A 24,695-nucleotide genomic window follows, 5' to 3' on the forward strand; every position below is an offset into this window, starting at 1 on the left:
AACTTATTATAAGTATCTAATTGATAGATAGTATTTTCTAAAAGTGAGCCTTGATAACGTTTATTTTCTGGTAATCTTTCAATTAATTTTTTACTCCCTTGTTTTACTTCTGTTAAGCCGATTATGTGTAATAATTCACTATAGAAACCTTGATCTAAACTATTACTATCATTGGCGAAAGGTAACTTTAATAAATGTTGGGGCGATAAAAATTTATACAGTAAAGTTAAATAAAAATCTTCTTCTGTTTCATAATCTTTGAGGTTAAAATTAATGCAATTTTCTTTTAACTCTAATTCAACTTTATTGATAGCATTAAAGGCAATTTCTTCATAAAATAACTTTGTCTTTTCACTGGTTAATCTTTTTTCTTGAAAATCATTAAATTGTTTAACTAAAAACTTGTCTTGATAAAATAATCTTTCAAATAAATCCGCCCGAAAAACAAACCAATCATAAATATTAGTAATAATTAAATACTTAATCTCAAAATTTTGATTGGTGATTCTTTCTCGCAAATAATATAATAATAACTGTTGTAAACCCTTGCAATTAAATATATTAGATGTTATCATTTCCCTATTATTATGAGGGCGTTTAGTTTCTATAATTACCCCAATTTTACTATTAATATCTTTTCCGTTATAAATAACTAAATCATTATTATCTTGAGTATTGATATAATGATTTGTGCTGTAATAAGTATCTTTTAGAAAAGTTATTAAATTATTTTTATTAAATTCCTCTTTTTCGTTAATTTCTTTATCTGTTATCCTCAATAAAATCTCTAAATTATCCTTAAACTTATTAATATCTTGTCGTAATAGTTTAACTTTTAAAAAGGCTTTATTTAAACTTTCACGGATTTTTTTGTTAACCATAACAGACAATCAAAAGAGTTTTTCTATCTAATATATAACAGAAAAACAGTTAGTTAGAATCATATTTTATTAAGGTAATTCCTAATTCCTATTAAGAGGTGAAACCAATTCACCCCTACAGTATTCCCCGTTTCCTTTCTAATTTCTAATTTCTAATTTATTTATACGCTTTAACGCATTCTTCCACTAAAGGTGCAACTTGATCAATATCTTTCCAACCTAAAATATTAGTTTCTTTTTTTTCTAGGTTTTTATAGCTACGGAAAAATTCGGCAATCTCGTCTAAAATATGAGGTGCAACATCCTTCATCGATTTAACATGATCATAGCGCGGATCTTCTGCTGGTACACATAAAATTTTCTCATCACGATCACCACCATCAATCATTTCTAACATACAAATAGGACGAGAGGCAATAACGCAACCGGGAAAAGTAGGCTCATCCATCATAACCATACCATCAAGAGGATCACCATCATCAGCTAAAGTATTAGGCACAAAACCGTAATCATAGGGATATTTCACTGAAGAAAATAATACTCTATCTAAGATAAAAGCATTCATATCCTTGTCAAACTCATATTTATTTTTGCCACCCCCGGGGATTTCAATTAAAACGTTGATAATACCAGCTTTGGGTTGTGCAGGAATTCTTGATAAATCCATTTTTAATATTTCCTTAACTTAATTTAACAAATACCGTTAATATTTAACCATAAATTGATAAAGCAAAAAAATAATCTTAACTGAAATATCAAAAGAAACTCGACAAGCTAAATTTTTAAGAAAAAAAGCGTTATAAATATTAAGTAAATACAAACTTTTTTGACAAGTATGAATATATTTTCATCGAGATTAAATCACCACTTTAGGTTTAAGTAATGTTATATCTTCATTTATTATTAATTCACTAATACCGATAAATTTAGAAACGTAGTTATAAGTACGATAAAATTCTTGATTAAGATTATTATTGATAGTTATTTTTTGCCCTTGACACCATTTTTTACTTTCTTCTTCATTAAGATAAATTGACGGTAAATTTTTTAAAGGTAAATCAAGGTTAATTAAACTTAAATTTTCAGTTTCTTTTCCTTCTATTATTTGCTCAAAATTGAGACTATTTTCCATCATCATATCACAACTAAGAGTTCTATTTAAAGCCGATAAAGTCGCCCCTGTGCCTAGTTTTTCTCCTAAATCACGAGCTATAGATCTAATGTAAGTACCACCACCACAAAAAATATGTAAATCTAACTCAGGAAAATCACCATTTTGCCAATGTAAAATATCAATTTTAGTAATAATAACTTCTCTTTTTGGTATATCTATTACTTGCCCTTTTCTTGCCAATTCATATAATTTTTTTCCGTCTTGTTTAATGGCACTATAAGCTGGAGGTATTTGCTCAATTTTGCCGATAAAATCTTTTAAAAAAGGGGTAATTTTTTCTAAAGTTAAATGTTTAGCAGAAGTTTTTTTGATAACATCTCCTTCTAAATCATCCGTAGTTGTGACAACCCCAAATCTGATTTTTCCTTGATATGCTTTTTCTGTGGGTAAAAATTGCAGTAAACGAGTCGCTTTACCAATGGCGATGGGTAAAACTCCCGTAGCCGATGGATCTAATGTACCACCATGACCAATTTTCTTTGTGTTTAAAATCTTCCTCAATTTCGCAACACAATCATGAGAGGTAAAATTTTGCGGTTTATTTAGGTTAAGAAAACCATCCATGACAATTAATAATTAACAGTGAATAATGAACAATTATGACTGATTATTTACTTTAAGAGTTAATTAGTGTAGTATCAAGTTAGGATCTAGTAAAGTTGCTTTATCAGGCTCTCTTCTAAACCAAGGAGCAGTTTTTTTACATATTTCTACTAACATTAACATAACTGGTACTTCAATTAAAACTCCTACCACTGTCGCTAACGCCGCACCAGAATTTAACCCAAATAACATCACGGCTGTGGCGATCGCAACTTCAAAATGATTACTAGCACCGACTAAAGCAGCGGGTGCAGCATCTTCGTAAGCTAAATCCATTTTTAAAGCGATAGTATAAGTAATTAAAAAGATAAAATTAGTTTGAATAAATAAAGGAATTGCGATTAATAAAATATGCAAAGGATTATTAACAATTAACTCACCTTTAAAAGCGAATAATAAAATTAAAGTTAACAATAAAGCAGAAATAGCAATAGGAGAAAGATATTGTAAAAACTGATTTTCAAACCATTTTCGCCCTTTATATTTAAAGATAAAATAACGACTAAAAATAGCACAAATTAAAGGTAAACCGACATAAATTAATACCGATAAAATGATAGTTTCCCAAGGCACAATTAAATTATTTGCAGATAATAACCACTTACCTAAAGGCGCATATAAAAACAACATTGCCAGAGAATTTACCGCTACCATTACTAAAGTATGCCCTTGATTACTATAGGAAAGATAACCCCACATTAACACCATAGCAGTACAAGGAGCGATCCCTAATAAAATTGTACCAGCAATATAAGAATTTGCTAGAGTAACCTCTGCGCCTCTAATAATTTCCGTTTGCGTTAGTAAAGGAGAGAATAACCAACCAAGGAAAAATTTAGCGAAGATAACCATAGAAAAAGGTTTAATTAACCAATTTACCACCAAAGTTAAAATTACAGGTTTAGGAGTTTTTACCGCTTTTAGCGCCTGAGAAAAATCGATTTTTACCATAATCGGATACATCATGAAAAATAAACAGATAGCGATAGGAATGGAGAGGTTATAAACACTCATACTATCGAGAGTTTTGGCAACATCGGGGAAAATTCTCCCTAAACCAATACCTAAAACAATGCAGACAATAATCCAAATCGTTAGATATTTCTCAAAAAAACTTAAGCTATTACCAGCTTTTACTGCGCGGGAATTAATTTGATTATCCATAACTATAAATCAAGAAAACTTGAGTTGAAAATTAAAATTAACTATGTTTATTATACTCTTAACTATTTTCAAAACAAGAAAAATTGATTTGTAATTATCTTTAAGGCTCACAAATACGGGTAGGAAGCAATACAATTGAGCGTCTAAATTCAGATAAATATTGTTCTAAAGCTACTAATTGAGATAAATTGATACTGTAATATGTCCATTTTCCTTGTTGACGAGTATTAACTAAACCTGTTTCTCGTAAAGTCTTCAAATGAAAAGATAACTTTGATTGCGGTATATTAAGAATTTCTTTAATTTCACAAACACATAATTCTCTGGTGCGTAATAAGTTTAAGACTTCCATTCTAATGCTATCGGATAAAGCATGAAACCCTAAGATAATAGTTTCTTGACTGTGAATTTGAGTGAATGTCATAGAGTATTTGTTAATTTTTAATTTAATTATATACTAACTTTAAATACAATAATACTTGTTATTCTTAATAATAGTTAAAATTTATGGCAAAAGATAAACTATTATCCTCTATTATTGTTTCTTTTTTTTTATATTTTTTGATTTTTTTTTCAGAAAAACTCTTGACATTTTATTGATCTTTTGTTATGATTAGAATATAAAATAAAGCCACATTTTTCTGACCCGTTGCGGTCGGGGGAGGTGGCTTGTCCATTTTTTATGATCAATTATTAACACTTACTTTCGCACGATATAATAACTTTTCTCTCTGGCGATAACCAACATAACGTATTTTTACTTGTGGGATATTATCAGGATTTAAGTCAGAATCTTCCATCAAATCATGTTCTTCGGGGTTATAATCGACTATATCCCCCACTTTTCCGATAGGATTAATTTCCCATCTCCAGAGTAATTCTTCTAAAGGTTGAAGTAGGGGTAAAAGACGAGAAGCAGGTAAATCAGGATTATGATTAACACCATGAATAAATGTCGGTAATTGCAATAATAAAGATTCTAAAATTAAAATGGTTTCCTGTTGATATTCAGTGATTAATAGTTGATTATCTAAGGATAAATTATAATTTTTCTGAGGGAAATTTTTATCGGTATTTTCAAAATCTAAATAATCGATTAAACTAGCAAGAGAAATATCTAAAGTGGTAGCAATTTTTTTGAGAATTCCTAAAGGAATCTTATCCAATAAACCATTTTCAATACGATAAAAATGTAATTCTGATACATTACTTTGACGACTCAATTGAAGATAAGTAGTAATTTTTGCGTTGTGCATTAATTGATGTAAAATTGTGGGTGTCTTATCCATAAAAATGTCTCTTATTGAAATAGTTTTTAACCTTACTCAAATAACGATAAACTAAAGAATGTTTAAGTAAAGTTCCTTCCATCATAACTACTAACCTAAAATCAATTTAAGTAACCTAATCATTCAATCTAAATTGTAATAATGACAGAATCGAGTAAATCTCCTAAAATTCCTATCCGAGAATTTATTGGCACAAGACAATCTAACTTATTTCAAACCCTCAAACAACCACAGTTTACAGGAGAATTGATCCTTGGTTCAATAAAAGGGGAAGAATGGATTTTTTATCTTTATCTTGGCAGAATAGTTTACGCCACAGGAGGCAGACATTCCGTTAGAAGATGGATGAGAAATGTCACTAGATTTGCACCAGCGTTGATTACTTATTTACCCACAGTGGATAAAAAAATCTTTCGTCAAGAGAGTTTTCAGAAATGTTGGGAGTATGAATTACTTAATCATTGGTTACAAGAGCAACTCGTCACAAGACAACAATTAAATCAGATCATTCGTACTATGATCATTGAAATATTATTAGACATTACCCAAGCCATGGAAATAGTATTTCAGCTAAACGCCTCACAATCATTGTCAACTCAGTTACTTTTTATTGATGCAGATCAAGTTATTGTAGAAGCATGGGAAGATTGGCAAAAATGGCAAGGAGCAAAATTAGCAGATCGTTCTCCTAATGATTGTCCCATAATTCGTCAACCAGATCAACTTAAGCAACGTACATCGGAAAAAACTTATATGATCATGAGTAAGTTATTTAATGGCAAAAATACCTTGCGAGATTTGAGTTTACAACTAAACCAAGATATTATGCAAATGACAAGGTTAATGTTACCTTATATTCAACTAGGGTTAATTGATTTAGTTTCCATCCCCGATTTACCTTTACCTTTTTAATAGTGGGTTATATTCTCATTGATAAATAAATCATTTTTGCTACAAAAACTCTCAACACCGTTACAAATTGGTGACGTTATTATTAATAGTCGAGTCTTGCAATCGCCATTATCAGGGGTAACAGATTTAGTGTTTCGTCGTTTAGTTAGACGTTATGCACCAGAATCCATGATATATACAGAGATGGTAAACGCCACAGAAATAAACCATCTTAAACAATTACCTAGATTAATGGAAATTGATGCAGATGAGCAACCCATTAGTATTCAACTTTTTGACTGTCGCCCTGATTTTATGGCACAAGCCGCCGAAAAAGCCGTCACCGAAGGTGCAAAAACCATTGATATAAATATGGGATGCCCAGTAAATAAGATTACCAGAAAAGGGGGTGGCTCAGGCTTATTACGTCAACCAGAAATTGCCCAAGCCATTGTTAAAGAGGTAAAACAGGCGGTAAATGTACCAGTGACGGTGAAAACTCGTCTTGGTTGGAATGATGACGAAATCAATATCATTGAATTTGCTCAAAAAATGGAAGAAGCAGGAGCAAGTATGATAACTGTACATGGACGTACTCGTGAGCAAGGTTATACGGGCACAGCAAGATGGGATATAATCGCTCAAGTCAAGGAAAAATTAACAATTCCTGTCATCGCCAACGGTGATATTTTTTCGGTGGAAGATGCCCTTCGTTGCCTCGAAATTACTAACGCTGATGGGGTTATGTGTTCTCGTGGTACTCTGGGTTATCCGTTTTTAGTGGGGGAAATTGACTTTTACCTCAAAAATGGCAAAAATTCCGTCTCTCCCACCATCAAGGAGCGTTTAGACTGTGCTAAAGAGCATTTAATCGGCTTATGGGAATATAAAGGACAAAAAGGCATATTTCAAGCTCGTAAACATTTAGGATGGTATTGTAAAGGCTTTAGTGGTGCATCAGAACTACGGGATCAATGTTCTCGTATCAATAGCGTTGAGGAAGGATTAAAGTTAATTAATAATGTACATTTAAAAGAATAATTAGATAATTAAGAACTTAAAATCTAAAATATTTTATAATAAATAAATTTTAATCTCTAAAAAAATTAATGATAACTCAAGATAAAATACTCAATCAATTACAACTGCTAGAAACGCTTTCTAAACAAGGATTTTATAGTGATAAATTTGCTATATCTTTGACAAATATTATTCTCGAAGAAATTAAAAGTATCGAGCAAGATATTCAAGAAATAAAAGTTGATTTACAAACTTTTGAACAACAATATAAATTATCCTCTGAAGAGTTTTATCAACAATTTAAGACTGGAAAACTAGGAGATGAAATAGACTTTGTTGAATGGAGTACTTTTTATCGAATGTGGTACTTATTACAAGAGCGATTAAATTTACTTAAATCTCAACTTTAATAATGATTGCACAAGAATATATTAACCAGATTAAACTAAGGTTAAAAAGAAGTAAAGTTGTTGATAAGTTAGAAATTATTAAAGAAAAAGTAATCTCAGATCAAGGATATTTTAGAGCTAAAATAATTTTAGAAAATGGAGATTTTTTAGAAGTAGCTGAATTTTTTAAAGTAGAAAATAAACAGTGTATTACTGTTACTTATCGCTATCAATGGATGAGTGAAAATAAACAACAATTAAGAAAACGTTGGGATAATGTAGAGCATTTTTCTGATTTAGCAAATTTTCCCCATCATGTTCATATTGATAATGAGTTTACCGTAAAACCTAGTGAGTTGAGAAATATTATACAAATTATGAATTTAATTGAAACAAAAATAAATATTAACTAAAATTACTAAAAAACTATAATAATTAAGAAATATTTTGTCAATTCATCGGATTATTTAGTATTGCGATCGCCATTTTTTATCTTAAAATAACGATCATTTACTAGCTGAAAAAACACCTATTTAGCGCATTTATCACTAGAATTATAGACAATACTACTATAACGTCCTTCCACCGTACCTACTTCCACACAATAGCCCGTTTTATCTTCAATATAGTAGGCACTTTTACCGCCATCGAAAGTTACGGTATTACGATAAGTATAACCTCGTTTGATCAATTCTCCTTCGGCTTGTCCTGCTTTTGCATCAACTAAATCTTGTAATGTGGGAGGTGTTGTGCTATAAAGATTTTCAGGAGTTTTTCCTTTAGAATGAGATGAAGTTGAACGAGATGGAGATGGTGCTTTTTCTCCCTGATAAACATAAACGGATTCATTTTTGAAACGAAAGATAAAAGTATTACCATCAATTTCTCTAATGACAGAATTACCATTTTGATCAGTATATTTATTATTAGCCTGTTTTGGTGTTAATTCGTAAGTAACGCCATCTTCCCGTTGAATGGTAATAAAACCTTGACGTTGAGAAAAAGTACAATTGACGACACCAGAAGCCTTATCTTCTCCTTTTGGGTAAATGTCACAACGGGAATTAATAGTATCTGCTTGGGCAATACTAGAAAAAGAAACCGTGGAAATAACAGCGATGGTTGATAATAAAGCGTTTTTGATTTTCATGTTTTTTAAATTGATGTGATTAAAATATTGTGAGTGGATTTTTGAGTTTTTCCTTACTTTTGATCTTTAAAAAAAGTAATCCTATTAAAGATACATTTTTTGTGTAAAAAGATATATTATTTAACTATCAATTTTTTACTATAGTTTACCTTCATCGGCCATAGAAAAAATATAGTTATAAAACTCTGTACCTGTTTTTTTATTGATGATTACCACATGACTTGTGCCTTTATCATACATAACTCGCACTTGTTTATCTTCTCCCATAAACCTATTGTGTGGATAAAGTTAAAGATTTCATGATAATTTAATGGATGAGTTTGAAAGATACTTTTAACCTTTAAAAAAAGTTAGATATTTATATGTTATTCTTGTCAATGTCAAAAATCAAGAAATGTTTTGTAATGTAAATTAATTTATTCTGAATAGGAATTTTAAACTAAAATTTGAAAAGTAAACCTTAAAATCATTGAGTAAAATTTTGAATAAGAAAAAATCATTATCTAATATAGTCAGTGGATTATTGGGAATAGTAACAATACCTTTTATTTCCTTTCAAATTCCAGCCTTTGCGCAACCATCACCCTCAGAAATTAAGTTAGTTACGGGGAATGAAGTTGGGGAATATTATTCTATTGCCAAAGACATCGAAAAACTGGCAAGACAAAACAATGTAGATATTGATGTGATACCTACTAGAGGTGGATTACAAAATATTCATGATGTTTTTATGTATGAAAGCATACCTTTAGGTATTATTCAAGGTGACGTATTGGCTTTCCTCAATATTTTTGCTAACTATGATGAAGAAATTAGAGTTAAAGCTGAAAGTATGAGAGTAGTATTACCTCTCTATCAAGAACAAATTTACGTTATCGCTCGTAAAGATATTAAATCTATGCAAGATTTATCAGGAAAAATAGTTTCCATTGGGGATGAAGGTAGCGGTACAAGCATGACTGCTTCCACTTTACTATATCAATTAGGAATTAATCCAAAAGAATTAGTTACCTATGATATTAAAAAAGGAATTGATGCCTTGCGTAACAGCAAAATTGACGCTTTATTTTATGTGGTAGGAAGTCCTGCTAAAGTATTGCAACAACAAATCGTATCTGAAGATAATTTTCATGTTTTACCTTTAAGTTTGCCCACCACTACTGAAGATGAGTTTTACACTAAGTTATATTCTAAAGTGACTTTACCAGCAAATACTTATAGTTGGCAAACAGAAGCCATAGAAACCTTAGCGGTGCAATCTTTCTTGTTTACTGTAGAAAATGATGACTGTAGTCAAGTAACTCCCGTGGCTTCCTTAATTAAAAATAATTTATCATGGTTACAAAAAAATGGCAATCCCATGTGGCAAAAAGTTGACTTAAAACCACTACAAACTCAAGAATTAAGTAGAATGTCTAAATGTATTAAGCCTTAATCTTGTCTTTTCACTTAAACAAAAACCTAACAACTTTAATCAAGAATATTCATCATGAAAAATTTACATAAATTAGCCTTAATTAGTGTTATTGGCTTTGGTTTCTTTTCTCAAGCTAATCCCGTTTCTGCGCAACAACAAAGAATTACTTGTCAATCTCAAAATGGGCGCTATCGTTTTTGTGAAACTAATACTAGAGGAGGAGTCAAATTTATTCGTCAAATTAGCAATGCAGAATGTCGTCAAGGGAGTACTTGGGGTTATGATAGAAATGGTATTTGGGTAGATCAAGGTTGTAGTGCTGAATTCTCTGTCAGAGATAGAGGTGGCAATAATAACAATAATAATAACAATAATAACTATAATAATGGAGGAGATAGTACAGCTGCCATTGTGGGGGGCGTTTTAGCAGTAGGTGCCATCGCAGCAGTATTGGCATCTGGTTCTAATAATAACAATAATAACAATAATAATTCTTTTAATGATACTGTAACTTGTGGTTCTGAGCGAGGTAATTTCACCCGTTGTAATACAAATATTAGTCGTCGTGATCGAGTTGTTTTGAAACGTCAATTAAGTAACTCTGGATGTTGGGAAAACGATACATGGGGTTATGATAGTAACGGTATTTGGGTTGACGGAGGTTGTCGAGGATTATTTGAAATTCAACGTTAACAATAGTTAATTGTAGATAGTCAAAAAATGAGTAAAAGTAACTAAAACCTGAGTTAAAATCAAAATAATCATAACTTCAATGACATTTTTTTGATATGACAGAATCAATTTTTTATCCTTCTCATACTCAGGATGACACTTCTTCTCAACCTTTGAAATGGATTCGTTGGTTAGTGTGGAAAATTGCTTTTGCTACTTTAGCTTTAATGGCTATTGGGGCGGCTACAAGGGTTATGAATGCGGGATTAGCTTGTCCTGATTGGCCTTTGTGCTATGGTCAAGTTATACCCACTCAACAAATGAATTTACAAGTATTTTTAGAGTGGTTTCATCGTCTTGATGCAGGGTTAATCGGTTTAAGTACAATTGTTTTAGTTATTTTATCTTGGTGGCATAAAGCAAAATTACCTCAATGGTTGCCTATTAGTTCAACTTTTGCCCTGAGTTTAATCGTTTTTCAAGGAGTTTTAGGGGGTTTAACCGTTACTCAATTACTCCGCTTTGATATTGTTACCGCTCATTTAGGTACAGCTTTACTATTTTTTTCGACTCTCGTGGCCATGGCATCTAGTTTAACACCCTATCAAGGTAATGCCACAGTAGGTAATTTAACGGGAATAAGTATCACTGCAACGATATTAGTTTATCTTCAATGTTTATTAGGAGGTTTAGTAGCCTCTCAATGGGCATTACATCAATGTTTTGGGGGAAATCAATTATGTATCGTGATGAATAGTCATATCATCGGGGTTTTTCCTGCGACTATTGCGACTTTAACCTTAATTATTTTAGCGTGGCGAACTCCTGCTTTAAGCCTAAAACTAAGAAAATTAACTAAATACATCGCTTTAATTTTAGTTAGTCAAATATTACTGGGTATAACTACTTTTTACCTTCATTTACAAGTTGAACCTCTTACTATTGCTCATCATACTATGGGAGCAGGATTACTGGGAATATTAGTTGCTTTTAGTGTTTTTGCGAAAAAAGATATTAAAGTAAGTTCTGTTCAAGAATTGTGAGTTAACATTGACAGTAAGTAATAGGTAATAGTGCTTAAATTGATTCTTATTTTTAATCAATAATAACTGTTTATTCCTCATTACTTTATATACCTTTAGGTATCAACATATCATTATCTTATTTAACAATTACCATGATTGGATCTAGTATCTCACCTCGCAACGAAAATTTTAGACAAGTAATTCAAAGCTACTATCAACTAACCAAACCTCGCATTATTCCCTTACTATTAATTACCACCGCTGCCTCGATGTTTATGGCTTCTGAGGGTAATATCGATCCAATTTTACTCATTATCACCCTTTTAGGGGGTACATTAGCCGCCGCTTCTGCTCAAACTTTTAACTGTGTTTATGATCAAGATATTGATTATGACATGAAAAGAACCAGAAAACGCCCCATTCCTTCAGGTAAAGTGCAATCTAACCATGCTATTATTTTCGGAATTATTTTAGGTGTTTTATCCTTTTCTTTACTTGCTATTTGGGTAAACTTACTTTCTGCTTTACTGGCAATTTCAGGTATCATTTTCTATATGCTCATTTATACCCATTGGTTAAAACGTCATACAACGCAAAATATCGTCATTGGTGGTGCGGCTGGGGCAATTCCGCCTTTGGTAGGTTGGGCCGCCGTTACAGGGGATTTAAGTTGGAGTGCTTGGGCAATTTTTATGCTAATATTTTTATGGACTCCTCCTCATTTTTGGGCATTAGCATTAATGATTTCCGATGATTATGCAGAAGTAGGTGTACCCATGTTACCTGTTGTAGAAGGTGCATCTTATACTGTCAAACAAATTTGGGTTTATACTCTCATAACCGTTGCCTTTAGTTTTATTTTAATTTATCCTTTACATAGTTTAGGCTTGGTTTATTTCGGTTTTGCCACAATATTAGGTATAACTTTTATTGTCAAAGCATGGCAATTATTACAACAACCTGAAGATAAAGAAACGGCAAAATCCATGTTTAAATATTCTATTCTGTATATGATGCTTTTATGCACAGGAATAGTTATCGATACTCTACCGAATATTAATCAATACACCATTTTTTGATATTAGGGAAAATAGAAGACAAAAGTTAGAAAAATTGACTTTTACTGAGTTAAATTTGATTTTTTCTACTTTGTCAATTCATTAAATTATATCTAAGAAAAAACAATCCCAAACTAACCGAGGTTGTACATAACGTAGTAAAGTTTTTTTGACTTTTTCTAAACTTTCAATTAACTTAATTTTTCTTTCTTTATCCCAATATAAATACTGTAAATAATCCGCTAACCAAATTTGACTGTCTAATTCTAATTCTTTAGTAATTTCTTTTGCTAAAATTAAGCCATCAATAGCATTGTTAGGCAATTTAGTTAATTTTGATAGTAAATCTGAAGGAATTTCTCGTAATTTTTGCCAATCAGAAATCGCTTTACCCGGACATCCTTGAGAGAGTTTAATTAACTGAGGATAATCTAAAACTTGTGCCGCATCTTCTCGGTATAAAACTAATTTTAAATGATCTTCACTGAGGCGAGAAAAAGGAATTATTTGACACCGTGAAACTAAAGTTGACAAAATAGAATCCATACTCGGTGCAATTAAAATAATTGTAGCTTTTCCCGGTTCTTCTAAAGTTTTTAATAGGGCATTTCCTGCGGATTCTGCCATTAATTCTGCGGATTCAATTACCACTACTGAGTGATCGCACTTCAGGGGAGGACGACTTAAAAATTGACTAATATCTCTGATTTGTTCAATTCTAATTTTTGGAGCTGTTTTACGTTTTAAGGCTTTTTCTGTTGCTTCTTTAGCCGTTAATAACGTTCCTTTATCGTTGTAAGTTGGTTCTACCCATAAAAAGTCAGGATGATTTCCTGCATATATTTTTTTACAAGCACAAGCGTAATTTTCTGTGTCATTAATCATTAACATTTCTGTAAAACACTTCGCCGCAAAGGCTTTTCCGACACCATGCGCCCCTACAAATAAATAAGCCGGAGCTACACGATTTTTGGCGATCGCCCGTTCTAATAATTCTACCGCAAGAGGTTGTCCGATTAATTTAGCAAGAGGTTTCATGGTAATTAGGAATTAGGAAGAAAACGGGGAGATAAATATTAACAATTATAAAATGGGAAAGTAATAAAAAACTTATTGACAAAATTAGTTAAGATTTCTAACTTATGGATATAATTACCTTGAGTTTTGTTTATTTTAGATTAAATCAGTATTATTAATTTATCGGTATTCATCCACCACTAATCTATGTCTCTTTCTTCAGAATTTATTAAACGTCCAGTATTAACAACGGTTTGCACTATAGTAATTATTCTTATAGGAGTAATCTGTATGGCACTGTTACCCTTAGATAAATTACCGCAAATCGCCCCAAAACGAGTATCTGTTACCGCTAACTATGTAGGTGCAGATGCCAAAACCACTGTTGATAACGTTACCAGCGTGTTAGAAAGAGAAATTAACGGTACAGCAGATATTCGATGGATTAGCTCAAATACTGCTAATACTGGGCAAAGCACTATTAACGTTAGTTTTCCTGTAGAAGTTGATAGTAACACCGCTCAAGTATTAGTACAAAACCGAGTCGCTCAAGCTCAATCTAGTTTACCAGCTATCGTTAACCAATCAGGGGTAACAACGGAGCAACAATCTCCCAGCGTCACCTTAGCTTATGGTTTTTACTCCGAAAAAGGAGAAGATGGTAAATATTTATACGATTCCACATTTTTGTATAATTATCTTGATCGCTATATGTGGAACGAATTGGCAAGAATTGAAGGAGTCGGAAGTTTAACCGCTCTAGGTTCTTCTACCTATGCGATGCGAATATGGCTAGATCCTAGTAAATTAGCGGCTAGGGGTTTAACAGCTACGGATGTTGTTTCTGTAATTCAAGAGCAAAATTTTGATATTGGTACAGGTGGTATTGGTAGATTACCTAATCCTGATGAACAACAATTTGAAATTCCCTTAAAAGTACAAGGACGTTTTGTTACAGAAGAAGAAGCAGAAAATATTGTAGTCAAGGTGGGAGATAATGGAACTTTAATTAAAATAGGTGATATTGGTAGAGCAGAATTAGGAGTTGAAAATTACAATACATTAGTTCTTCTTGATGGTGATAATCCTGCGGTTACTTTAATCATCTATCAATTACCCGGTAGTAACGCCCTTGATACTGCTAACGCTATTAAAGCCAAAATGGAGGAATTAAGAAAATCTTTTCCCCCCGGCTATAAAGATGTGGTTGTTTTAGATAACACCGAGTTTATTGATGCGGCACTAAAAGACTTAGTTGTTACCTTATTACAAGCGATCGCACTGGTAGTTTTAGTTATTTTCGTATTTTTACAAGATTGGCGTACCACCATTATTCCCTCCGTTGCCATTCCTGTAGCCTTAATTGGTTCGATGATTGCCTTAAAAGCCTTGGGTTTTACCCTAAATCAATTAACCTTATTCGCTTGTGTATTAGCCACAGGTTTAGTAGTGGATGATGGTATCGTAATTGTAGAATCAGTATCTAATAAATTAGCCCAGAGAATGCGTCCCCTTCAAGCCGCCTTTGACTCTATGGATGAGTTATTCGGAGCAGTAATCGCTACTTCGGTGGTATTAATGGCGGTGTTTATTCCCGTATCTTTCTTCCCCGGCACAACGGGCATTGTTTATAAACAATTTGCGTTAACCATCGCCGCCGCCGTTTTATTTTCTACCTTTAACGCTTTAACTTTTTCCCCTACTATGTCAGGGATATTACTTAAAGCACCACAAAAAACAAAAGGTCCTTTAGGGGTATTTTTTGAATTATTTAACCGTTTCTTTGACGCTTTTAAGGAGGGATATAAAAAAGTTATCACCTTCCTCACGAAACTCAAAACCATTATTATGATTATCTTTATCAGTGGTTTAATTCTCACAGGGTGGATGTATCAAACCATACCTCAAGGATTTATTCCCGAAGAAGATCAAGGATACTTTTTTGTTATCGTTAGCGCTCAACCCGGGGTTTCTCTTAACTATACCCAAGATATTAATAGAAAAATCATGACTGAAATCATCGAGTTTGAGGAAGTTGATCACGCTATGGCGTTAACGGGATTTTCCTTTGACGGGATTAACAGTAATCAGGGTTTATTCTTCGTTAAGTTAAAAAATTGGGCAGAAAGAGAAGGGGCAGAACACTCAGTATTTGGGGTTATACGCCGTTTAAATCCTATTTTCCGTCAAAAAATTGATAATGCAAGAGTTTTCGCCGCTAATGCTCCTCCTGTGGATGGTTTAAGTAACTTTAGTGGTTTAGAACTTTATATTCAAGATCGTCAGTTATCAGGGATGGATGCTTTAATTGATAACACTCAACGGATAATTGCGGCGGCGAATCAACGTCCTGAAATTGCTGGGGCATTTACTACTTTTACCTTTAACTCTCCCATCTTAGAGGCGAAAATCAATCGAGAAAAAGTCAAAGCGATGGATGTGGATATAAATGTTGTTTTGGCAAACCTACAAACCTATCTCGGTGGAAACTATATCAATCAATTTGTTTTAGATGGGCGATTATATCGAGTTTTTGCTCAGGCTGACGGGGATTTTCGCTCTAATCCTGATGATATTGGTAAAATTTATGTGCGTAGTCGTAGCGGTGCAATGGTGCAGATGAGCGATATGTTAACCCTAGAAGAAAGTACCTATCCTCCCATCGTTACGAACTATAATGTTTATCCTGCCATCAAAGTTAACGTATCACCAGCCCAAGGATATAGCTCAGGGCAAGTTATCCAAATCATGGAAGAAGTGGCAAACGCCACCTTACAGCCCGGTTTTGGCTTTGAATGGACAAACACCGCCGCCGAAGAAAAAACCGCAGGAGGTGCTGCACCCATTGTTTTTGGCTTAGGTTTTGTGATGGTATTCTTAGTATTAGCCTCTCAGTATGAAAGCTATATTGATCCGACTATTATTATGTTAACTGTACCTTTATCGATTTTAGGGGCATTAGGAGGCATCTGGTTAAGAGTTCAATTTCAAGGCACAGAAAGTATTTGGCCCGTACTTGATAACAATATCTATGTGCAAGTCGGTTTAGTAATGCTTATCGGGATGTCTAGTAAAAACGCCATTCTCATTGTGGAATTTGCCAACCAAGCCCGTACTTTAGGTATGAGTATAACTAATGCAGCAATCTATGCTTCTACTGAGCGTTTTCGCCCTATTTTAATGACAACTATTTCTACCTTATTCGGCTTTTTACCTTTATTAGTGGCCAGTGGTGCTGGTAGTATTAGTCGTTGGTCATTAGGTACATCTGTATTTGGTGGGATGATTATTTCTACAATCTTGAGTTTGTTATTTGTGCCTAACCTTTATATCGTTATTAAGAGTTTTGAAGATAGTGTCTTGAAAGGCGAGAAAAAACCACCTAAATCTAATCATAGTGATAAAAATGGCGGTACTCCTACCATTTCTTCTCCTAGTTTTAGTGAAAAATCTTAATAACCTCAAATTTATTTTGGTAATATAGCAATCCTATTTGATTCCTAAGAAAATAACAAGTTAGTTGCCCCCATTTTGGGGGTTTATCATAGCGAATGTCAAATTTAAGATAGTTAAAGTATTCTATGTAACAGTATCTTGACAATTCATTGGTTATGCTTAAGGTATCAAAGATTCATGATATTGGTATAGCTGAAGTGATTTATATATCTATTATTGAAGGTAATTCTAATTTGCGATCGCTGTTGGGATGGCATTTACAACAAGTAGGGTATGTTACCCATCAATACGGTAGTATTCAACAAGCGAGAAACAGTTTAACAACTAATCCACCTACTCTAGTTATTTTAGATTCAGATTTGCCCGATGGGGATGGTTTAGAGTTTTGTCAATGGTTATATCAATCACATCAAGCATTAATTTTAATGTTGTCAGCGAAAATAACAGAGAAAGATGTAGTAAAAGGCTTAAAAGCTGGTGCTGATGATTACTTAAAAAAACCTTTTGGAATGCAAGAATTTTTAGGTAGAGTGGAATCTTTATTACGACGTTTTCGAGTGAATAATGCACCTTTAGTGTTAGATTTTGGAGACTTAAAAATTGATTTAGTACAAAGAAGAGTTGAATTTAGAGGGGAATTTATCGATCTCACACCACAAGAATTTAGCTTATTATATGTATTAAGTCAAGCTCAAGGAATACCATTAAGTCGTTCCGAATTATTGCGTAAAGCATGGCCAGAAGCTATCGAAAATCAAAGAACTATTGATACTCATGTGTTATCATTGCGCAAGAAAATAGAACTTGATCCTCGTCAGCCTAATTTAATTCAGACAGTACGCAATGTTGGTTATCGCTTTAATTTAGAGATATTACAACATCAATATCAAGAAAATTTTGCCCCCAAGAATTATCAATCCAAAAATCAACTTCCCAATAGTCCATATTTAGGTAACGGTAGAGTCACCACAGAAAAACTATTAGCAAAACAAATATAGTAATTCTAATGTAGGGTGGGCAATGCCCACCTATAGCCTTAATTAACCACCACTAACAGGAGGAATTAAGGCGATTTCGTCACCATGTTTAATAACAAAATTAGGGTTAACAAATTCTAAATTTACTGCTAATTTTGTGATTTTACCCCATTTTGCTAACTCTGGTTTTTGTTCAAAAATGACATTTAAAATATCTTTTACTTGACTTTTTTGAGGTATTTTTAAAGTAATTTCATCTTGTTGATATACTTCTTGATATATGGCAAATAATTTGACTTTTACAGTAATTAAATCTAAAAACATGGGACAAATTTATAAATATTATTACTGAATTATTTATTCATATTAGCGAACTTAATTTTCAAGTAATCATCTTCCATTTTTGCCCCTGATGGATTTAAAGCAGCTAAGGCTTGAGGTAAAACTAAATTACGGCGATGATTCCCGATTCTGATGTTTAACTCATCTCCTGTTTTATTTAATTTAACTTGTTCTTTAGGAATACCCGGAAGATATAATTCTAAACTATAATTACCATCATCTTGAACTATTCTAATGGTATTTTCTGCATAATATACCTTACTGGGATCTTCATCTTCAGCATAAAGAATATCTTTTAATCTTTCTAAGGCTTTTAAACCACACATTTCTTCAGAGAATAATGGTGCTTCCTTAATAGGTAAAGGATGAAAATTATCGTAGATTTCTTGCTTATAAATAGCTTGATTTTCTTTCCATTTTTTGAAGAATGGATCTTCTACTTCTTCAGGTATAATGCGATTAGCAATAATTAAATCTGTGGATACATTATATAAACTTAAATAAGCGTGGGCGCGCAAAGATTCTTTAATAACCATTTTTTCAGGATTTGTAACTAATCTGACAGAAGTTTGGCTATTATCAGTTAATACTTTCTCTAAGGCTTCTATTTGTTGATAAAACTCATAAGGAGCGTCCATAACTTCATTGGTAGGCAATGAAAATCCCGCAATAGGTTTAAAAATAGGCTCAAAGAAAGGACGTAAAGCCGCCGACATACTTTGAAAGGGTTTATAAAACCTTCTCATATACCAACCGCTAATTTCTGGTAAACTTAATAATCTAAGGGCAGTACCTGTTGGGGCGGAATCAATAATTAAGACATCGAAATCTCCTTCATCGTAATGTCTCTTCATCCGCACTAAGCCGAAAATTTCATCCATACCGGGTAAAATAGCTAATTCTTGAGCTTGTACTCCGTCTAATCCCCTAGCTTGTAAAACTTCAGTGATATAGCGTTTAACTGCACCCCAATTACCTTCTAATTCCATCAAAGCATCTAATTCTGCACCCCAAAGGTTATTAACCACAGGTTGAGGATCATGACCTAATTCTATATCAAAACTGTCTGCTAAAGAGTGAGCAGGATCTGTACTTAAAACTAAGGTTTTATAGCCTAATTCGGCACATTTAAGCCCAGTAGCAGCGGCAACGGATGTTTTACCGACTCCCCCTTTTCCAGTCATCAAAATTACACGCATTATTTTTGAGTTAAATTAATTAAATAAATGTTTATAATTACTATCTTCTTTACAATATAACGTTTTGTAACGATGTTGCCATTTATTCTTTAAAATTGTTAAAAACTAAAATCTGACCATAATATTGCGTATAATTACTAATGCTTAAAAGTACTAAGATCGTTATGATCAAAGTAGAGCAATTATTAATATCATGTTATTAAATTTATCCTCAATTTCTCTGAAAAGTAAACAATGATATTTAATAGTTAAACAATTATATTATTGATTAAATTTTGAAAAGAGGTTAGAGATAATGTTAAATAACTTAGTCTTTCCATTAATAAATAATTTTTCTTCTCACTCTATAAATGATTCTTTTTACCCTATCTTAAAAGATAAAAACCAAAACAAACAAAAAGGTTTTTCTATTCTTGAAGTATTAGTTACTATTTTAGTTATTAGTGGTTTTTTATTAGGCTCTTTACAGGCAACAGTTTTAGCCACTTTTTTAAGAGTACAATCTCAAGATAAACAAGAAACAGCGAACTGGTTACAACAAGATTTAGAATTAATTAAGTATCAGGCTTTTGTGTTAGATAATGTTAGCGAGCCTACAGGATTAAGTGTTTCTAAGGATAATGCTTGTACTCAATCTAGATATGGTGAGAGATTTCAAGACTTTATTGATGATAGTCATGACGGAAGTTCAAATCCTAGCGCTATTCGAGTAGAAATTCCTAGTAACAGTGGTAAATTTTACAGTGTATTTAGACAATATATTGCGACGAACAATAATTTAACGATTAATTATATTGTGGCTTATGCTCCCGGGGCTAATTCTAATGCAGCCCATCCTCGTTATAAATTGAATGATGCTTATGAATTATCCACTTTACCTAGTTTAGAAAATACAAATATTGTAACAACTTTATACATGGAGGTTATTCCTAATGCTGCCTTTGATTGCACTCCCAATCTTTAAAATTTCTCAAAAACAAAAGGGTTTTACTTTATTAGAATTAATTGCAGTTTGTGCTATTATCGGTGTTGTTTCTGCCGTTGCTGCACCTAATTTAATCGATTCTAAAAGACAAGAAGAAGTTAATAAAACTTTCACGAAAATTAGAAGTACTTTAATTGAAGCTCAAACTAATGCTAACCGTAAAAGTACTGATTGCACCGTCAGCATTAGCAATAATAATGCTACTTATAGTATTACGGGAAATCCATCTGGTTGCGTTTTAGAGCCTTTTTCCGTTGATAAAAATATCGTTAGTGTAACAAAAAGTAATTTTAGTAATGATCCCACTTTTTCTAATGGTAACAATGACGGTATGGAATTTGATTTAAAAAGTACAACGGTGGACTCAGGCACTTTATGGATTGCCAGAAAAGATTTTTCAGGAAAAGTTTTGCCAGAATCAGCTAAATGTATTGTAGTATCTAGTATTGGCATGATTAGAACAGGTATTTTCGCAGGTACATCATCAAAGCCTACTTGTAACAATATCGAAAATAAACGTTATGACAATTCCGTGACTTCTCCTTAATCTATGATTAATTTTACTTGTTTGTGGGGGATAAAAAAATGAGTTATAAAAAGTTATATAAATATTTATTAAATTTACCAAAACAGAATACTAAAGGCATTTCTTTGACGGAATTATTAATCGCTTTAGTTTTAGGTAGTATTGTTTTAACCGCCGCCGCTAGTGGTTTTATTAATCTTTTACGAGCAAATCAAAATTTAGAATCAAAAACCGTTAGGAATGCTAGTTTAACACGGGCTTTAACTTTTATGCAAGAAGATATAAAACAAGGTAAGAAAGTAGAAGCTGTTACACCTACCATAGACTCTAAATGTGACTCTTCAAAACTTAATTCTCAGGAATGTTTAAAAGTAACTACTTCAGATAATAGTACTATTTATTATGGTTTTAAAGATATAAGTAAAAATAGTCAAGTATTTTTGAAACCCGCTATTTTAAAAAGACAAGAATATGATTCTACAGGCACTGCGATTTTTCAAAATTCACAATCTCAGCCTTGGGAAGATGAATATACTACTGTGGCTGATGCTTTAATTGGTGTCAATGAAAACCAACCTATCATCAGTTGTTCTCAAGATGGTGTTTCATGGTCTAATAATATAATTTATGGTAGAAATAATCAAAAAAAAGGTGGTTTTAATTTTTGCCTTAACGGTGATCGTGTCATCAGAGTTTTATTATATGGATATATAGATAAAAATAACGATCCAATTCATATGAGTACAGTAATTTTTGCCAGATCCGAGTAATATTTAACTAGGAAATGGGGAGATATTGCATCAGATCAAAAATGCTTAATAAGCAAAAATAGAAAAATCAATTTTAGTATAGTTTAAGTCAATTTTAAGCCTTTTGTCCTTTGCTATGCACCCTATAAAATTTTTTTCATATAATCACCCCATAAAATAGCGGCTTGTCCACTGCTACTATTTGTAGGAGAATTGTTATCATTACCTAACCAAATTCCCGTTACTAAATTATCCTTAACAACATAACCAATAAACCATAAATCAACACCTTTATTAGTTGTGCCCGTTTTACCTGCTTCATCTTTACCTACATAAGCACCTTTTCCCGTACCAGCAGTAATTACTTGATGCAACATTTTATTCATAGTTGAGGCTGTAGTAGGTTTAATTACTTGTTTTTGTTCGTCTTTATTCTCGTTAAAACGGTAAATTTCTCGACAGGTTTTATGATTTTGGAAATCTTCACAATCTCTTCCATCTCGGATTACCTTAATAGCGTGAGGACGTGACCAAATTCCTTGATTAGCAAAAGCAGTATAAGCACCAGTCATTTCTAATACATTTACTTCACTTTGTCCTAATATTAACCCCGGTAAAGCATTTAACTCTGATTTGATACCCATTTTTTTAGCTGTCTCTACTACTTTATTTAAACCAACATCTTTAGCTACCCTTAAGGCGATGGCATTTTCTGATAAAGCTAAACCTTGATACATATTTGTAGCCCCTCCCGTACGCTCACAAGCTCTATAGAGGAATCCTTGCCATAGTAACCCTCCACAAGAATAGCTCTTATTTGCTGAAATACCACTTTCTAAGGCTGCTGCATAAGCAAAAACCTTAAAAGTTGACCCCGGTTGTCTTTTGGCTTGACTAGCACGATTAAACTGACTTTCTTTATAATCTTTTCCTCCCACTAAAGCAACGATTTCACCGTTTTTAGCTTTAATAGTGGCCATCGCCCCTTGAGAGAAATTATTTTGTTTACCGTTAGTATTCAGGTGATTCTTAAGGCTTTCTTCAGCTATAGCTTGAACTTTAGGGTTTAAAGCCGTTTCGATGACGAAATCTCCTTCTTGAGTTAAATTATCCCCCAATAGGCGATTCATCTCTTGGAAAACGTGACTATAATAATAAGGTGCTAAGATATTCGATAAAGTTTCCTGTGCTTTAGGACTAATTTCAATTCTTGAGCGTCTAGCTTCCGATGCTTCATCTTTAGTAATCATACCAGCGTTTAACATCCTTTCAATGACTCGGTTACGGAATTGGATAGCCGTATCATAATCTTGTACAGGATTATAAGCGTTTGGTGCTGGTAAAATACCCACTAAAGTAGCAGCTTGGGCAATGTTTAAGTCTTTAGCGGATTTATCGAAATAAAATTTAGCGGCATCTTCAAAACCATATAAATTAACTCCTAAATAAACTCGATTAAGATAAGTTTTTATGATTTCGTCTTTGCTGTAAACCGTTTCTAATTTGAAAGCTACCATCATTTCTCGTAACTTTCTCTGTAAATTATTATCTCTCCCCACCGCAGGATATAAACTTCTGGCTAATTGTTGGGTTATAGTACTCGCACCCTGTTTTACTTCACCCTGTTTATTTACTAATATTGCCCTTAAAATGCCTAAAGGATCAACTCCAAAATGCCAATAATAACGACTGTCTTCTGATGCCATCAAGGCTTTAGGTAAATAAGGGGAAAACTCTTTTAAATTTTCTAACTCTCGATGAGGGGAATCAATGCGAGGTGAAAGTAAGGTTTTACCATCTTCAGCATACATTACTGTTGAACCCCCCACATGATCAGGGATAGGATACACGTCATATTTTGTCCATTCAAAGCCTATCCAAGCCATCATGAAGAATAAACCCACTCCGCTAGTAATTAAACCATAACGGGCAAAAGTTAACCATTTCGGTGGACATTTATCAAAGCGAATTTCAATAACATCTGCTAATTCTGGAGGACCTAAAGTGATAATATCATTATGATTGAGAGTAATAGATTGATAACGCTGATTGCCGCAATAAACGCCATTAGTAGAGTTTAAGTCTTTGATAATAAACTGCCCAGGGTTGTTACTATCTCTTTCGATGACACAATGAGTTTGACTGATAATCGCACTACGGATCACAATATCACAACTTTTAGTACTTCTTCCTATGATATAGCGATCGCCCAATAAAGGATAAAAAGAAGTATGTTTTTCTTGTCCATTTTTAACATGAATACCCTGTACTTTTGCGTTGGGTTTTAAAGTAGGAATCGATAACTGACTTTGAAGATTATGCCATACTTGTGTAACGACTTTACTGACAGAAGAATCCGAGTTACCAGAGCGATTATCCATAATTTACAGCTACACAAAGTCAAGAAAAGAATTTTTAACCATACAAGTATAACTTTTTTCTTCGATAAAGGAAAGAAAGAGGGGAAGTAGCAAACTATCATTTCACCAGAAGGGAAACTATAAAAACTTGCATTTTTACTGGTCATTTGTTATTATAGATAAGTGTTGAAAAAAGGGTGTGTAGCTTAGTGGATTAGAGCGGCTGACTACGGATCAGCAGGTCGGGGGTTCGAGTCCCTCCACGCCCGTGCTTTTTAAATATATTTAATATAAAAATAAAACTCTTTACTTAGTTTTTCATGTTCTTTCCATCAGTGGATTTCGTTGATC

At 32.9% G+C, this 24,695-nt stretch carries 24 protein-coding genes, 1 tRNA gene and 1 pseudogene; 14 read left to right on the top strand and 12 right to left on the bottom strand.

Annotated elements, in window-relative coordinates:
• The 6 genes and pseudogenes from ACEW8E_RS14785 to ACEW8E_RS14810 all read right to left on the bottom strand — a co-directional run.
• Positions 1-881 (bottom strand): annotated as a pseudogene (locus ACEW8E_RS14785) (class I SAM-dependent DNA methyltransferase); the annotation flags it as partial.
• A gap of 157 nt (positions 882-1,038) precedes the next feature.
• On the bottom strand, positions 1,039-1,548 hold the full coding sequence (locus ACEW8E_RS14790; RefSeq protein WP_373481124.1) for an inorganic diphosphatase: 510 nt from the start codon (positions 1,546-1,548) through the stop codon (positions 1,039-1,041).
• Positions 1,549-1,737: 189 nt separating this feature from the next.
• A complete protein-coding gene (gene truB / locus ACEW8E_RS14795) occupies positions 1,738-2,619 on the bottom strand; it encodes a tRNA pseudouridine(55) synthase TruB (RefSeq protein WP_373481125.1) in 882 nt (293 codons plus the stop codon).
• 63 nt (positions 2,620-2,682) lie between these two features.
• Positions 2,683-3,822: an ACR3 family arsenite efflux transporter gene (gene arsB, locus ACEW8E_RS14800; RefSeq protein WP_373481126.1), complete on the bottom strand. Its 1,140-nt coding sequence runs from the start codon at positions 3,820-3,822 to the stop codon at positions 2,683-2,685.
• Positions 3,823-3,922: 100 nt separating this feature from the next.
• On the bottom strand, positions 3,923-4,246 hold the full coding sequence (locus tag ACEW8E_RS14805; RefSeq protein ID WP_373481127.1) for an ArsR/SmtB family transcription factor: 324 nt from the start codon (positions 4,244-4,246) through the stop codon (positions 3,923-3,925).
• A 262-nt stretch (positions 4,247-4,508) separates the two neighbouring features.
• Positions 4,509-5,111 carry a helix-turn-helix domain-containing protein gene (locus ACEW8E_RS14810; protein WP_373481128.1) on the bottom strand — a complete coding sequence of 201 codons (603 nt, stop codon included), beginning with the start codon at positions 5,109-5,111 and terminating at the stop codon, positions 4,509-4,511.
• A gap of 141 nt (positions 5,112-5,252) precedes the next feature.
• On the opposite strand from ACEW8E_RS14810, the gene ACEW8E_RS14815 reads away from it, so the two are divergent.
• The 4 genes from ACEW8E_RS14815 to ACEW8E_RS14830 all read left to right on the top strand — a co-directional run bounded on the left by ACEW8E_RS14815 (position 5,253) and on the right by ACEW8E_RS14830 (position 7,824).
• Positions 5,253-6,023 (top strand): DUF4388 domain-containing protein, encoded by a 771-nt coding sequence (locus tag ACEW8E_RS14815; protein WP_373481129.1) that lies wholly within the window; start codon positions 5,253-5,255, stop codon positions 6,021-6,023.
• A gap of 36 nt (positions 6,024-6,059) precedes the next feature.
• On the top strand, positions 6,060-7,043 hold the full coding sequence (gene dusB / locus ACEW8E_RS14820) for a tRNA dihydrouridine synthase DusB (RefSeq protein WP_373481130.1): 984 nt from the start codon (positions 6,060-6,062) through the stop codon (positions 7,041-7,043).
• 68 nt (positions 7,044-7,111) lie between these two features.
• Positions 7,112-7,432, top strand: coding sequence for a hypothetical protein (locus tag ACEW8E_RS14825; protein WP_373481131.1), 321 nt, complete (start codon positions 7,112-7,114; stop codon positions 7,430-7,432).
• 2 nt (positions 7,433-7,434) lie between these two features.
• The gene (locus ACEW8E_RS14830; RefSeq protein ID WP_373481132.1) at positions 7,435-7,824 is read left to right on the top strand and encodes a DUF6516 family protein; all 390 of its coding nucleotides are present in this window, start codon (positions 7,435-7,437) and stop codon (positions 7,822-7,824) included.
• 116 nt (positions 7,825-7,940) lie between these two features.
• Here the strand turns inward: ACEW8E_RS14830 and ACEW8E_RS14835 are convergent, their stop codons facing one another.
• Positions 7,941-8,561, bottom strand: a complete 621-nt coding sequence (locus ACEW8E_RS14835) for a hypothetical protein (RefSeq protein ID WP_373481133.1) — start codon at positions 8,559-8,561, stop codon at positions 7,941-7,943.
• Between the two features lie 138 nt (positions 8,562-8,699).
• The gene (locus ACEW8E_RS14840) at positions 8,700-8,828 is read right to left on the bottom strand and encodes a hypothetical protein (RefSeq protein ID WP_373481134.1); all 129 of its coding nucleotides are present in this window, start codon (positions 8,826-8,828) and stop codon (positions 8,700-8,702) included.
• Between the two features lie 214 nt (positions 8,829-9,042).
• Here ACEW8E_RS14840 and ACEW8E_RS14845 point away from each other — a divergent pair, with 214 nt between their 5' ends.
• The 4 genes from ACEW8E_RS14845 to ACEW8E_RS14860 all read left to right on the top strand — a co-directional run bounded on the left by ACEW8E_RS14845 (position 9,043) and on the right by ACEW8E_RS14860 (position 12,754).
• On the top strand, positions 9,043-9,996 hold the full coding sequence (locus ACEW8E_RS14845) for a TAXI family TRAP transporter solute-binding subunit (RefSeq protein WP_373481135.1): 954 nt from the start codon (positions 9,043-9,045) through the stop codon (positions 9,994-9,996).
• Positions 9,997-10,050: 54 nt separating this feature from the next.
• Complete coding sequence (locus tag ACEW8E_RS14850; protein ID WP_373481136.1) at positions 10,051-10,671, top strand: DUF3011 domain-containing protein; 621 nt, start codon at positions 10,051-10,053, stop codon at positions 10,669-10,671.
• Positions 10,672-10,766: 95 nt separating this feature from the next.
• Positions 10,767-11,693, top strand: a complete 927-nt coding sequence (locus ACEW8E_RS14855; protein ID WP_373481137.1) for a heme A synthase — start codon at positions 10,767-10,769, stop codon at positions 11,691-11,693.
• 134 nt (positions 11,694-11,827) lie between these two features.
• A complete protein-coding gene (locus ACEW8E_RS14860; protein WP_373481138.1) occupies positions 11,828-12,754 on the top strand; it encodes a heme o synthase in 927 nt (308 codons plus the stop codon).
• 81 nt (positions 12,755-12,835) lie between these two features.
• On the opposite strand, the gene ACEW8E_RS14865 is transcribed toward ACEW8E_RS14860, so the two are convergent.
• Entirely contained in the window at positions 12,836-13,771 is a 936-nt protein-coding gene (locus tag ACEW8E_RS14865) for a DNA polymerase III subunit delta' (RefSeq protein WP_373481139.1), read from the bottom strand.
• A 186-nt stretch (positions 13,772-13,957) separates the two neighbouring features.
• Here ACEW8E_RS14865 and ACEW8E_RS14870 point away from each other — a divergent pair, with 186 nt between their 5' ends.
• Complete coding sequence (locus ACEW8E_RS14870; protein ID WP_373481140.1) at positions 13,958-17,206, top strand: efflux RND transporter permease subunit; 3,249 nt, start codon at positions 13,958-13,960, stop codon at positions 17,204-17,206.
• Between the two features lie 155 nt (positions 17,207-17,361).
• The gene (locus ACEW8E_RS14875; RefSeq protein WP_373481141.1) at positions 17,362-18,204 is read left to right on the top strand and encodes a response regulator transcription factor; all 843 of its coding nucleotides are present in this window, start codon (positions 17,362-17,364) and stop codon (positions 18,202-18,204) included.
• Between the two features lie 42 nt (positions 18,205-18,246).
• Here the strand turns inward: ACEW8E_RS14875 and moaD are convergent, their stop codons facing one another.
• Both moaD and ACEW8E_RS14885 read right to left on the bottom strand, forming a co-directional pair.
• Positions 18,247-18,507, bottom strand: a complete 261-nt coding sequence (gene moaD / locus ACEW8E_RS14880) for a molybdopterin converting factor subunit 1 (protein ID WP_373481142.1) — start codon at positions 18,505-18,507, stop codon at positions 18,247-18,249.
• Between the two features lie 29 nt (positions 18,508-18,536).
• Positions 18,537-19,724, bottom strand: a complete 1,188-nt coding sequence (locus tag ACEW8E_RS14885; RefSeq protein WP_373481143.1) for a TRC40/GET3/ArsA family transport-energizing ATPase — start codon at positions 19,722-19,724, stop codon at positions 18,537-18,539.
• A gap of 295 nt (positions 19,725-20,019) precedes the next feature.
• On the opposite strand from ACEW8E_RS14885, the gene ACEW8E_RS14890 reads away from it, so the two are divergent.
• From ACEW8E_RS14890 to ACEW8E_RS14900, 3 genes are read left to right on the top strand one after another with little or no spacing between them, the layout of a single operon-like run.
• Positions 20,020-20,688, top strand: a complete 669-nt coding sequence (locus ACEW8E_RS14890; protein WP_373481144.1) for a prepilin-type N-terminal cleavage/methylation domain-containing protein — start codon at positions 20,020-20,022, stop codon at positions 20,686-20,688.
• On the top strand, positions 20,657-21,256 hold the full coding sequence (locus tag ACEW8E_RS14895; RefSeq protein WP_373481145.1) for a Tfp pilus assembly protein FimT/FimU: 600 nt from the start codon (positions 20,657-20,659) through the stop codon (positions 21,254-21,256). The genes ACEW8E_RS14890 and ACEW8E_RS14895 overlap by 32 nt, the downstream gene beginning before the upstream one ends.
• A 38-nt stretch (positions 21,257-21,294) precedes the next feature.
• Positions 21,295-22,005: a type II secretion system protein J gene (locus tag ACEW8E_RS14900; protein WP_373481146.1), complete on the top strand. Its 711-nt coding sequence runs from the start codon at positions 21,295-21,297 to the stop codon at positions 22,003-22,005.
• A 122-nt stretch (positions 22,006-22,127) separates the two neighbouring features.
• Here the strand turns inward: ACEW8E_RS14900 and ACEW8E_RS14905 are convergent, their stop codons facing one another.
• Complete coding sequence (locus ACEW8E_RS14905; protein ID WP_373481147.1) at positions 22,128-24,365, bottom strand: transglycosylase domain-containing protein; 2,238 nt, start codon at positions 24,363-24,365, stop codon at positions 22,128-22,130.
• 174 nt (positions 24,366-24,539) lie between these two features.
• On the opposite strand from ACEW8E_RS14905, the gene ACEW8E_RS14910 reads away from it, so the two are divergent.
• Positions 24,540-24,613 (top strand) — tRNA-Arg (locus ACEW8E_RS14910).
• Positions 24,614-24,695 lie beyond the last annotated feature (82 nt).

Source organism: Geminocystis sp. (assembly GCF_041753295.1).
Lineage (GTDB): Bacteria > Cyanobacteriota > Cyanobacteriia > Cyanobacteriales > Cyanobacteriaceae > Geminocystis.

Excerpts from the sequence above, each read along its gene's own strand:
- ACEW8E_RS14810 (WP_373481128.1), bottom strand. The coding sequence starts at position 5,111 with ATGGATAAGACACCCACAATTTTACATCAATTAATGCACAACGCAAAA.
- ACEW8E_RS14885 (WP_373481143.1), bottom strand. The coding sequence starts at position 19,724 with ATGCGTGTAATTTTGATGACTGGAAAAGGGGGAGTCGGTAAAACATCC.
- ACEW8E_RS14865 (WP_373481139.1), bottom strand. The coding sequence starts at position 13,771 with ATGAAACCTCTTGCTAAATTAATCGGACAACCTCTTGCGGTAGAATTA.
- ACEW8E_RS14825 (WP_373481131.1), top strand. The coding sequence starts at position 7,112 with ATGATAACTCAAGATAAAATACTCAATCAATTACAACTGCTAGAAACG.
- ACEW8E_RS14860 (WP_373481138.1), top strand. The coding sequence starts at position 11,828 with ATGATTGGATCTAGTATCTCACCTCGCAACGAAAATTTTAGACAAGTA.
- ACEW8E_RS14875 (WP_373481141.1), top strand. The coding sequence starts at position 17,362 with ATGCTTAAGGTATCAAAGATTCATGATATTGGTATAGCTGAAGTGATT.
- ACEW8E_RS14855 (WP_373481137.1), top strand. The coding sequence starts at position 10,767 with ATGACAGAATCAATTTTTTATCCTTCTCATACTCAGGATGACACTTCT.
- ACEW8E_RS14895 (WP_373481145.1), top strand. The coding sequence starts at position 20,657 with ATGCTGCCTTTGATTGCACTCCCAATCTTTAAAATTTCTCAAAAACAA.
- ACEW8E_RS14900 (WP_373481146.1), top strand. The coding sequence starts at position 21,295 with ATGAGTTATAAAAAGTTATATAAATATTTATTAAATTTACCAAAACAG.
- ACEW8E_RS14905 (WP_373481147.1), bottom strand. The coding sequence starts at position 24,365 with ATGGATAATCGCTCTGGTAACTCGGATTCTTCTGTCAGTAAAGTCGTT.
- ACEW8E_RS14870 (WP_373481140.1), top strand. The coding sequence starts at position 13,958 with ATGTCTCTTTCTTCAGAATTTATTAAACGTCCAGTATTAACAACGGTT.
- ACEW8E_RS14805 (WP_373481127.1), bottom strand. The coding sequence starts at position 4,246 with ATGACATTCACTCAAATTCACAGTCAAGAAACTATTATCTTAGGGTTT.
- ACEW8E_RS14890 (WP_373481144.1), top strand. The coding sequence starts at position 20,020 with ATGTTAAATAACTTAGTCTTTCCATTAATAAATAATTTTTCTTCTCAC.
- arsB (WP_373481126.1), bottom strand. The coding sequence starts at position 3,822 with ATGGATAATCAAATTAATTCCCGCGCAGTAAAAGCTGGTAATAGCTTA.
- truB (WP_373481125.1), bottom strand. The coding sequence starts at position 2,619 with ATGGATGGTTTTCTTAACCTAAATAAACCGCAAAATTTTACCTCTCAT.
- ACEW8E_RS14840 (WP_373481134.1), bottom strand. The coding sequence starts at position 8,828 with ATGGGAGAAGATAAACAAGTGCGAGTTATGTATGATAAAGGCACAAGT.
- moaD (WP_373481142.1), bottom strand. The coding sequence starts at position 18,507 with ATGTTTTTAGATTTAATTACTGTAAAAGTCAAATTATTTGCCATATAT.
- ACEW8E_RS14850 (WP_373481136.1), top strand. The coding sequence starts at position 10,051 with ATGAAAAATTTACATAAATTAGCCTTAATTAGTGTTATTGGCTTTGGT.
- ACEW8E_RS14830 (WP_373481132.1), top strand. The coding sequence starts at position 7,435 with ATGATTGCACAAGAATATATTAACCAGATTAAACTAAGGTTAAAAAGA.
- ACEW8E_RS14790 (WP_373481124.1), bottom strand. The coding sequence starts at position 1,548 with ATGGATTTATCAAGAATTCCTGCACAACCCAAAGCTGGTATTATCAAC.
- ACEW8E_RS14835 (WP_373481133.1), bottom strand. The coding sequence starts at position 8,561 with ATGAAAATCAAAAACGCTTTATTATCAACCATCGCTGTTATTTCCACG.
- ACEW8E_RS14815 (WP_373481129.1), top strand. The coding sequence starts at position 5,253 with ATGACAGAATCGAGTAAATCTCCTAAAATTCCTATCCGAGAATTTATT.